This window comes from Streptomyces caeni (genome assembly GCF_042678285.1).
Taxonomy (GTDB): domain Bacteria; phylum Actinomycetota; class Actinomycetes; order Streptomycetales; family Streptomycetaceae; genus Streptomyces; species Streptomyces caeni.
The window spans coordinates 2,472-11,420 of record NZ_JBHUDX010000031.1 but is presented as its reverse complement, the minus strand read 5'-3'; the positions used below and the strand labels follow the sequence as shown (position 1 = coordinate 11,420).

At 74.3% G+C, this 8,949-nt stretch carries 9 protein-coding genes; 3 read left to right on the top strand and 6 right to left on the bottom strand.

What is annotated here, in order from left to right; translation table 11 throughout:
• Positions 1-699 (top strand): chitosanase (locus ACFSL4_RS13700; protein ID WP_381082176.1); only part of this gene is annotated, 699 nt, incomplete at its 5' end.
• Here the strand turns inward: ACFSL4_RS13700 and ACFSL4_RS13695 are convergent.
• From ACFSL4_RS13695 to ACFSL4_RS13680, 4 genes are all read right to left on the bottom strand, one after another.
• Positions 684-2,597, bottom strand: a complete 1,914-nt coding sequence (locus tag ACFSL4_RS13695) for a DUF2264 domain-containing protein (protein WP_381082278.1) — start codon at positions 2,595-2,597, stop codon at positions 684-686. The genes ACFSL4_RS13700 and ACFSL4_RS13695 overlap by 16 nt on opposite strands.
• Before the next feature lie 2 nt (positions 2,598-2,599).
• A complete protein-coding gene (locus tag ACFSL4_RS13690) occupies positions 2,600-3,631 on the bottom strand; it encodes a hydroxyacid dehydrogenase (RefSeq protein WP_381082174.1) in 1,032 nt (343 codons plus the stop codon).
• Between the two features lie 141 nt (positions 3,632-3,772).
• On the bottom strand, positions 3,773-4,108 hold the full coding sequence (locus ACFSL4_RS13685; protein WP_381082172.1) for a GNAT family N-acetyltransferase: 336 nt from the start codon (positions 4,106-4,108) through the stop codon (positions 3,773-3,775).
• 26 nt (positions 4,109-4,134) lie between these two features.
• Positions 4,135-6,234, bottom strand: a complete 2,100-nt coding sequence (locus tag ACFSL4_RS13680) for an ATP-binding SpoIIE family protein phosphatase (protein ID WP_381082170.1) — start codon at positions 6,232-6,234, stop codon at positions 4,135-4,137.
• Positions 6,235-6,502: 268 nt separating this feature from the next.
• On the opposite strand from ACFSL4_RS13680, the gene ACFSL4_RS13675 reads away from it, so the two are divergent.
• Positions 6,503-6,949, top strand: a complete 447-nt coding sequence (locus ACFSL4_RS13675; RefSeq protein ID WP_381082168.1) for a LysR substrate-binding domain-containing protein — start codon at positions 6,503-6,505, stop codon at positions 6,947-6,949.
• 85 nt (positions 6,950-7,034) lie between these two features.
• On the opposite strand, the gene ACFSL4_RS13670 is transcribed toward ACFSL4_RS13675, so the two are convergent.
• Positions 7,035-7,823 (bottom strand): uracil-DNA glycosylase, encoded by a 789-nt coding sequence (locus ACFSL4_RS13670; protein ID WP_381082166.1) that lies wholly within the window; start codon positions 7,821-7,823, stop codon positions 7,035-7,037.
• A gap of 145 nt (positions 7,824-7,968) precedes the next feature.
• On the opposite strand from ACFSL4_RS13670, the gene ACFSL4_RS13665 reads away from it, so the two are divergent.
• The gene (locus ACFSL4_RS13665) at positions 7,969-8,346 is read left to right on the top strand and encodes a DUF488 domain-containing protein (RefSeq protein ID WP_381082164.1); all 378 of its coding nucleotides are present in this window, start codon (positions 7,969-7,971) and stop codon (positions 8,344-8,346) included.
• A gap of 66 nt (positions 8,347-8,412) precedes the next feature.
• Here ACFSL4_RS13665 and ACFSL4_RS13660 read toward each other — a convergent pair whose 3' ends face one another.
• Positions 8,413-8,847: a hypothetical protein gene (locus ACFSL4_RS13660; RefSeq protein WP_381082276.1), complete on the bottom strand. Its 435-nt coding sequence runs from the start codon at positions 8,845-8,847 to the stop codon at positions 8,413-8,415.
• Between the last annotated feature and the right edge of the window lie 102 nt (positions 8,848-8,949).

Below are 8,949 nucleotides of genomic sequence, written 5' to 3'. Positions count from 1 at the left end.
GACGACCCGGCCAAGAAGGAGATCGCCATGCAACTGGTGTCGAGCGCGGAGAACTCCTCGCTCGACTGGAAGGCCCAGTACCAGTACATCGAGGACATCGATGACGGGCGCGGCTACACCGCGGGCATCATCGGGTTCTGCTCCGGCACCGGCGACATGCTCGACCTCGTCCAGCTGTACACCGACCGCGAGCCCGGCAACGTCCTCGCCCGCTACCTGCCCGCGCTGCGCGATGTGAACGGCACGGACTCGCACGACGGCCTCGACCCGGACTTCCCCGACGACTGGCGCAGGGCGGCCCAGGATCCGGCCTTCCGCCAGGCGCAGAACGACGAACGCGACCGGGTGTACTTCGATCCCGCCGTCCGGCAGGGCAAGACGGACGGGCTGGGAGTCCTGGGCCAGTTCACGTACTACGACGCCATCGTCATGCACGGCGACGGCGAGGACCTCACGAGCTTCCGCAACATCCGCAAGCGGGCCCTGCGCTCCGCGAAGCCGCCGGCGCAGGGCGGCGGGGAGGTGGCGTACCTGAACGCCTTCCTCGACGCACGGGTCTGGGCCATGAAGCAGGAGGAGGCCCACAGCGACACCAGCCGGGTCGACACCGCGCAGCGGGTGTTCCTGCGCGAGGGCAACCTCAACCTGGACCCGCCGCTGGACTGGAAGGTGTACGGGGACGGCTACCACATCGGCTGACGGGACGTCGGCTCCGCCACGAGGGACACGGTCACCGGGTCGAAGCCGACCCGTGAGCGTGCCCCGTCCCGGGCCCAGGTGACCTCGACGCCGTCGCCGGCGACGGCCACGCCGGCGACGGCATCCGTCACGGAGTCGGCCCCGGGGCCGGCGGTGAGGACGGCCAGGCACACATGCACCGAGGTGCCGCCGGCCCGCCCGCCGAGCCGGGGGACGCCGGCCCAGCGGGTGTAGGCCGTGCCCTGGGGGGCGCGGACCACCTCGGGGCCCTCGTCCCAGCCGTGCAGCCCGTGAAGGACCGACACGACGGACTGGTCGGGTCCCGTCGCCCACCCCGTGTGGGTGACCCGGGCCCCCTCCGGGGCGCCGACCACGCGGTGCACCCGCAGCTCATGGCGTCCCCGGACCACGGTGACGCTCTCCACCCGCAGGCCGGGCGCCATCGGCGGCCCGGACACGAAGACGGGACGGTGCCAGGACGCGGCCCATCCCCAGTCCTCGCCCTGCCCCGCCCCCAGGGGACGGATGCGGCGCCGTACGCTCGCGCGGCCGGCCACCTCGACCGACAGATGGTTGTCCGCGATGTTCCCCGGGGCCGTGGGTCCGGTGCGGGTCGAGTACGCCTGGCGTCCGTAGTGCGGATCGTCGTCGGCCGCCGACTCCCCCTCGTGGGGCCGCACATGGTCGCTGCCGTGGTTGTGCAGCCGTGCGATCCCGTCCGCGCGCGTCGTCTGCAGGAGCAGCCCCGGCGCCGGCAGGGCGAGGACCCGGTCGGCCTGCTCGACCGGCGCGGGTTCCTCCCGGGCCGTCCACAGCGGGTCACCGGCCGGCGCCAGCAGGCACACGAACGCCTTTGACGCCCAGTACGGGGATCCCGGCCCCGAGTACGTCTGCAGGGTGGCGTCGTGCGGGCCGTGCCAGCCGAGGCTCAGCAGCCCGTCCCCGGTCAGCGCTCCGCGGTCCAGGAAGTAGCGCAGACTGCCGCTCAGCAGGCGCCGGGACGTGCCGGGGGACAGCGGGGTGCGGCCGGTGAGGGCGCCCAGGCCGACGGCCGCCGAGGCGGCGAACCGGTAGGCCAGCGACCGGCCGAAGTGCAGCGGCGCGCCGTCCGCCCCGAACATCAGCGACAGGCCCCGCAGATGCGCGTGCAGCCGGGCCCCGTACCGGGCGGACCGCTCCTCGTCCGCGGCGAGATGGGCGTCGAGCACCGGATACAGGTGCAGTGCCCAGCCGTTGTAGTGGTCGAAGGCGCGCCCGTCCCCGTCCGCGTACCAGCCGTCGCCGCGGTACCAGCCCTCCAGCAGGGCCGACGCGCGCCGCCGGGCCGCGGCCGTGTCCGCGTCGCCGCGGCCCACCGACTCCAGGAATCCGGCGACGGTGTACGGGAAGAGGTACCAGTTGTTCGGTGCGGGTGTGTGCCGCAGCGCCCCGCGCAGCCATTCCTCCACCCGGTCCTGTACGCCGGGGCCGAGGCGCGCCCACAGCCAGGGCACGGTCAGCCGCAGCCCGAGCGCCACCGACGCCGACTCCACCATCGGCTGGCCCTGCACATCGTGATCGAGGATCAGGGGCCAGGACTCGGTGTCGTCGCGGCCGGGGGTGCGGGTGCCGGCGGCCAGACCCCGTGCGTACCGGTCGAGGTGGCCGTGCGGGTCGTCCCCTCCGGCGCCGGCCACCCGGAAGGCGGCCGCGAGGAACGTGCGGGCGAAGCCCTCCAGACCGTCGGAGCGCGCTCCGGAACGGGAGGGCCGCCCGGGCAGGTCGAGCAGGGCACCGCCCGGTGTGCTCCAGCGCCGGGCGGATGTCAGCAGCCCGTCCGCCACGGCCTCCCAGTGGGCTCGGGTGTACCCCGTGTACGGGCTGGACTCCCGGTCCTGCGGGGGAAACGGGAAGGGCATGCTCACGCCTGGAACGCCAGCCTCTCACGTCGTACGGGGTGCAGGAAGCCGGCGCCGGAGGCCCAGCGCGCGGTCTCCGCGAGGGCGAGATCGGCCAGACGGCGCCACTCGTTGCCCTGGGAGCCGGCGAGGTGGGGCGTGATGAGCACGTTCCCGCAGTCCCACAACGGGTGCCCGGGCGGCAGCACTTCGGGGTCGGTCACATCGAGGACGGCCCGGATGCGGCCGGCCACCGCGGCGTCGGTGAGCGCCTTCTGGTCGACGACCGCGCCGCGGGAGGTGTTGATCAGCACCGCGCCGGGGCGCATCGCCCCGATCAGCCTGCGGCCCACCAGTCCGCGGGTCGCGGGCAGCAGCGGGGTGTGCACGCTGACGGTGTCGCACCGCGCGAACAGCTCGTCCAGGCCCACGCGGGTGACGCCGAGTCCGGCCGCCTGGGCGTCGTCGACGTACGGGTCGTGGAGGAGCACGTCGAGGTCGTGGGGGCGCAGCAGCTCGATGACCCGGCGGCCGATGAGCGACGCCGAGACGATGCCCACGGTGCGGCGGTGGTTGCCGACGGTACGGGGGGTGCGCAGCCAGTCGTCGCGCGTGCGGGACGCGCGGTAGTCCCGGGCGCGTTCCAGGACGTTCTTGCCGGTGAGCAGGATCATCGCGAGGGTGTACTCGGCGACCGGCAGGGCGTTGGCCGAGGCGGCGGAGGACACCTCGATGCCGCGCTGCCAGCAGGCGTCGGTGATGTGGGCGCGCACACTGCCCGCGGTGTGCACGACGGCACGCAGCCGGGGCGCCGCCTCCAGCGCCTCCGCGTCGAGCCGGGGGCAGCCCCAGCCGGTCACCAGGACATCGGCCCCGGCGAGGACGGAGCGGGCCCGCGGGGTGGTGAAGTCGTCGAGGACGGGCGGCGGGGCGAGATCGCAGATCGCGGCGAGGGCGTCCAGCGACTCGGGGTCGAGGACGGCCGCGGCGGCCTCCGCGGACATGGCGAGGGCGGCACGGGGGCGGAAGCCGGGACCCTGCGTCGAGACGGTCATCTGGATGCGGACTCCTCACACGGCAGGTCGCGCTGCCGTGCGGCGCGCACCGATTGATGTGTCCGGGACACGGAAAATCCTCGACGGCCGGCGCGAGGCGGTCAAGAGATCGATCGGATGACCGGGACTTCCCGGGGCCCGTCAGCCCGGTTCCTCCTCCGGCCACTGCAGGACGTCGGGGGTCACGGGGTCCGTGATGTCGCTGCACTCATCGTGCTCCCCGAGCCACTTGGCCATGTACGGACACACCGGCACGATGCGCATCCCGCAGGCGCGTACGTCGGCGAGCGCATCCTGGACCAGTCGCCCGGCCAGGCCCAGCCCGGCGAAGGCGTCGTCGGCCTCCGTGTGGTGGAAGACCCGCTGGGTTCCGCGGTCGCGGTAGGCGGTCAGACCGGCGCGTTCGCCCTCGACCAGGATTTCGTAACGGTGCCCGGCGTCCACCCGCTCGACGGTCGGCGCGGCAGAAGGCTGCATCGGGTGCCTTTCGTCAGACGACAGCGTCAGTCTTCCACGAGTTGCTCGGTCCAGATGGTCTTTCCGCCGGGGTGGTAGCGGCTGCCCCAGCGGTGGGCGAGCTGGGCGATCAGGAACAGGCCCCGGCCGCCCTCGTCGGAGAGGCGGGCTCGGCGCAGGTAGGGCTGCGACTGGCTGGGGTCGGACACCTCGCAGATCAGCCGGTGCTCCTTGATCATCCGCAGGCCGATGGGACCTCCCGCATAGCGGATGGCGTTGGTGATCAGTTCGCTGACGATCACTTCGGTCGTGAAGTCCAGCTGTTGCAGGCCCCAGTGGGCCAGTTGGGCGGAGGCCAGCGCGCGGGCGTGCGCGACGAGGCCGGGGTCGGCGGGCAGTTGCCAGGAGGCCGTGTGGGTGGGCGGGATCCGGTCGACGCGGGCCAGCAGCAGGGCGATGTCCTCGGCACGGGGCACTCGCCGCATACGGGTCAGCAGTTCCTCGGCGGTGTCGACCAGGGGGTCACGGGAGCGGGCGGCGAGCTGGGCGTCCGCACACAGCTGTTCGAGGTCTCGTTCGGTGTCCTGTGACCGCCGGGTGGCCGGGCCGCTGCGGAAGACGAGCACATCGCCCGGCTGCAGATGCAGTTCCACCGACTCGAAGGGCTCCGTGGAGCTCCCCAGCGGGGGCCCCGGCTGGAGGTCGACCACCTCCACGGTGTCCTGGTGCCGCCGGACGAGGACGGGGGCCGAATGTCCCGCGCCGGCCACGAGGCACTGGCCGGTGACGGGGTCGTAGGTGGCGTACAGACAGGTCGCCCCGCCCAGGGAGCCGGTGACCGACCCGGGGCGGTGCCGCTCGTCGTCGCTGATGCGGGTCACCAGGTCGTCCAGGTGGCTCAGCAGCTCCTCGGGAGGGGGATCCAGGTCGGCCAGGGTCTGCACCGCCGAGCGCAGGCGGCCCATCGCGCCGGCGGCGTTCACCCCGTGCCCGGCCACCTTGCCCACCACGAAGGCCACACGGACACCGGACAGCCGGATCACGTCGTACCAGCTGCCGCCGGTGCCGGCGGCCGTGCTCGCCGGCGCATAGACGCCCGCGGTCTCCGCTCCCGCCAGGCGCACGACAGGAGGCGGCAGCAGGCTGCGCTGGAGCACCTCCGCCGCGTGCCGTTCCCGGGTGTAGCGGCGGGCGTTGTCCAGCCCCAGAGCCATACGGGAGCCGATCTCCTCGGCCAGGGCGGCGTCGGCCTGGTCGAACGGTACCCGGTTGCCGCACCGCCACAGCGGGACGGCACCCAGCACGGCCCCTCGGGCCTGCAACGGAATGACCAGCAGCGACCTCGCGGTCGGGGGCAGGATCAGCCGGGACCGCTGCGGGTCCTCGGACGCCGTCGCGCGCAGCCGGCCGAGATCCTGCAGGACACCGGCCGCTCCCCGCCGCACGTGCTCGGCCTCCGCACGGCCCATCACCACCCGCTCCCCCAGCCCGTAGACCTCCTGCGGCCAGGGCCCCTCCGCGGCGGCCACCGCCACGCGCCGCAGCGGCGTGCCGGGGAAGAACTGCCCGGGCTCCTGTCCGGCCAGCACCTCCTCGGTGAGGTCCACCGCCCCGAGATCGGCGAACACCGGCACCAGCAGATCGACCAGCTCCCGGGCGTTGCGCACCACGTCCAGGGAGCCGCCGATGCGCACCGCCGCCGCGCGCAGCAGATCCAGCCGCTGCTGCACCCGCGGGTCGGCCGCCGACAATGCGCCACCGCGCGAGGCCACCCGCATCCCCAGCTCGTCCTCGCGCCCGGCCTCCGCCACCGGGACCAGCCGGACCAGCAGACGCGCCTGGGTGCTACCGGCCAGCGCCGCCACGGTCACCTCCACGTCCACGCGGCCGCCGTCGGCGCGGCGCAGCGCCGCGTGACCGCTGCGGAGGGGCCCGCCATCCGCCGTCTCGGCCTGCGCCGCCCACACGGAGGGGTCCACGAAGAAGGACTTGAGGCTGCGACCGCGCACTTCGCCGACCGAGGCGCCCAGCAACCCCAGCGCGGGCCGGGTGCAGGCCAGCACCGTCCAGGCGGCGTCCAGCACCAGTTCGGCGGGCTGACCCCACTCTGCCGATCCGGTACCGAACCGGTCGTCACCGCCGGTCATATTCCTCCCGGAACCACGCCACCGCCGCGGTGGCCCACACCTCTCAGGGGACGACCCCGAGGCAACGGCCGCAAGTCAACGCGGGTACCGGCCGCGGACGCGCGCTCGTCTCCCGGCGAGGTGACCGACATCCCCCATCATCGCCGTCGACGAGGAAGCCGGCGGGCCTGCCGAACGCTGTCTCCGGGAGAGCGGTGAGCAGTCCGCTCGGTCGGACAAGGCCTCTCCCACGAGCCGGCCCCGGCTCCCCCACCCGATGAAGGGTGTGGTGGTCCAGCTGCGTCGGGCGGCGGTGGCCGACATCCGGCAGGCGCTGCGCGAGGGCACGGTGGACGTGGCCGTGGTGGCCCTCGACCGCCGGCAGCAGCGAGGGCTGGTGCCCCGGCTGCTGTCCCGTGAGGACATGGTTCCGGTGGCGGCACCGGGGCGGAGCGTCACCCCGGGGACCGCGGGCGGCACGGTCGGGCTCGCCGCGGTCGCGGAGCTGCCCCTGGTGGACTTCCCGCCCGGGTGGGCCGTCCGCCACGCGGTCGGCCGGGCCTTCCGCGCGGCCGGGGTCGACCGCACGACGACCTTCGAGGTCAACGACATCGTCGCGGCGTCCGAACCGGTCCGCAACGATCTCGGGGTGTGCATATGTCCCTGTCCATCGCCGCGCGGTTCCCGGCCCCGGCCACGCACCGGTTCGACCGGAACACGCCGCACTGGACGGTGATGATGGTGCGTGCGCCGGGTGAGCCGCCCGCGGCCGTCGCGGCCCTGATGCGGCACATCGAGCAGGGCGCGGGGCCACGGGCCGGTCAGGGATGCCCGCGGTGCGGGGCGGCCGGCAGCCCGGCGAGGCCGGCTCCGCGGCGCAGCACCTCCCGCAGCATGCCGGGGGTGAGGGTGCGGGTGAACATGTTGCGCCGGCTCGGGTGGTAGGCGCCGACGAGATGCACCCGGCGTACCCCGCCGGGGTCGAGGAGCAGCGCCTCGGCGCCGTGCCCGAAGCCCGGCCTGGGGCGCGGCAACCGCCATCCCGCGTCCGCGAGCACCGGCAGCAGGCTGTGCCAGGCGAAGCCACCGAGCACCACGATGGCGCGCAGGGTCGGCCGCAGCAGTTCCAGTTCCCGGGCGAGCCAGGGCCGGCAGGTGTCCCGCTCGGTGGTGGTGGGCCGGTTCCCGGGCGGTGCGCAGTGCACGGGCACCGTGATCCTCACCCCGTACAGGCGCATGCCGTCGCCGCGCCGGGTGGCGGTGGGCTGGGACGCCAGGCCCAGGTCGTACAGGGCCGCGTACAGCACGTCGCCGGACGGGTCGCCGGTGAAGACGCGCCCGGTACGGTTGCCGCCGTGCGCGGCCGGAGCCAGCCCGATGATCGCCAGCCGCGCGTCGGCCGGGCCGAAGCCGGGCACCGGCCTGGCCCAGTACTCCCAGTCCGCGAACGCCCTGCGTCTGACGCGCGCGACCTCCTCCCGCCAGGCCACCAGCCGCGGGCGGGCCCGGCAGCCGGTCACCGCGGAGTCCAGTTCCCGCACGGCGCCCAGCCCGGGGGCCGCCGCGGCGGGGAAGCCGGGCGCGTCCGGCCCGGTCTGGCTGCCGTGCACGCCTTACCCCTCTCGCCGGGCTTGACGGTGAAGCCCACGGCCCTCCGATACGATGGGCGGACCGGAAAGCCCGCCCGTTTCACGGAAGAGGCAAGCCGTCGAACCGGCTTCGAGCCGGCGGCCGATCGATCCGGAGGGCCGTGTCATGACCGCACAGGTCGCCTGCCGTCGAGTCTACGAGGACACATCGCCACAGGACGGTACGCGGGTGCTCGTCGACCGGGTCTGGCCGCGGGGGATGCGCAAGGAGGACGCCCGCCTGGACGAGTGGCTGCGCGATGTGGCCCCCTCCACCGAGCTGCGCCGCTGGTACGGTCATGAACCCGACCGGTTCGCCGAGTTCCGCCGCCGCTACCTCGCCGAACTCCGCGATCCGGGCCACCGGGAGGCTGCCGCGCACCTGCGAGACCTCGCCGCGCGCGCACGGCTCACACTGCTGACCGCCACCAAGGACGTGGAGCACAGCCAGGCGGCCGTCCTGGCCGAGTGGCTGACCGGCCGCGGACGGTCCGTGGACGGCTGACCGCGGCCGGCCTTGATCTGCGCGGGCGGGTGCGCCCGCGCGGCTCCGGCGCCTCGCGGGAGGGGATCAGCGGGCCACGAGCATGCTCACTCCGAGCGCGATCAGGAGGACGACCTTCACGCACTCCAGGGCCACGTAGTACACGTGCCCCTGAGAGATGGGCATCTTCTCCTCCCCCGCCAGGACGCGGTCGGACCGCCGGTTCAGACGGGGGCGCACGATGCCGAGCTGTACCACGAGCAGTACGGCGAGGACGCCGGTGAGCACGGTGACGGACACCGGCGGGCCGCTGACGGCGACCGCGGCGACCACGGCGGCGGCCAGGACGGCCTCGACGAGGTTCAGGGCCCGGAAGACCAGGCGTCCGATGCCCAGGCCGAGGGGGACGGTCACCCCGGGAGCGCGGAACTTCAACGGCGCCTCCAGGAAGGAGATCGCCAGGACCATGCCGAGCCAGACGAAGACCACCGCGCTCGCGATGGCCGCACCGACCGTGTTCATCCCACTCATCGCCCTTCCGCCCGCACGGACACCGGCCGCCGGCCACGCTACCGGCTCTTTCCGGCCGGACCCGCACCGAGGTCGCGGGTGACCCGGAGCGGG

Excerpts from the sequence above, each read along its gene's own strand:
- ACFSL4_RS13695 (WP_381082278.1), bottom strand. The coding sequence starts at position 2,597 with ATGCCCTTCCCGTTTCCCCCGCAGGACCGGGAGTCCAGCCCGTACACG.
- ACFSL4_RS13680 (WP_381082170.1), bottom strand. The coding sequence starts at position 6,234 with ATGACCGGCGGTGACGACCGGTTCGGTACCGGATCGGCAGAGTGGGGT.
- ACFSL4_RS13660 (WP_381082276.1), bottom strand. The coding sequence starts at position 8,847 with ATGAACACGGTCGGTGCGGCCATCGCGAGCGCGGTGGTCTTCGTCTGG.
- ACFSL4_RS13665 (WP_381082164.1), top strand. The coding sequence starts at position 7,969 with ATGACCGCACAGGTCGCCTGCCGTCGAGTCTACGAGGACACATCGCCA.
- ACFSL4_RS13690 (WP_381082174.1), bottom strand. The coding sequence starts at position 3,631 with ATGACCGTCTCGACGCAGGGTCCCGGCTTCCGCCCCCGTGCCGCCCTC.
- ACFSL4_RS13685 (WP_381082172.1), bottom strand. The coding sequence starts at position 4,108 with ATGCAGCCTTCTGCCGCGCCGACCGTCGAGCGGGTGGACGCCGGGCAC.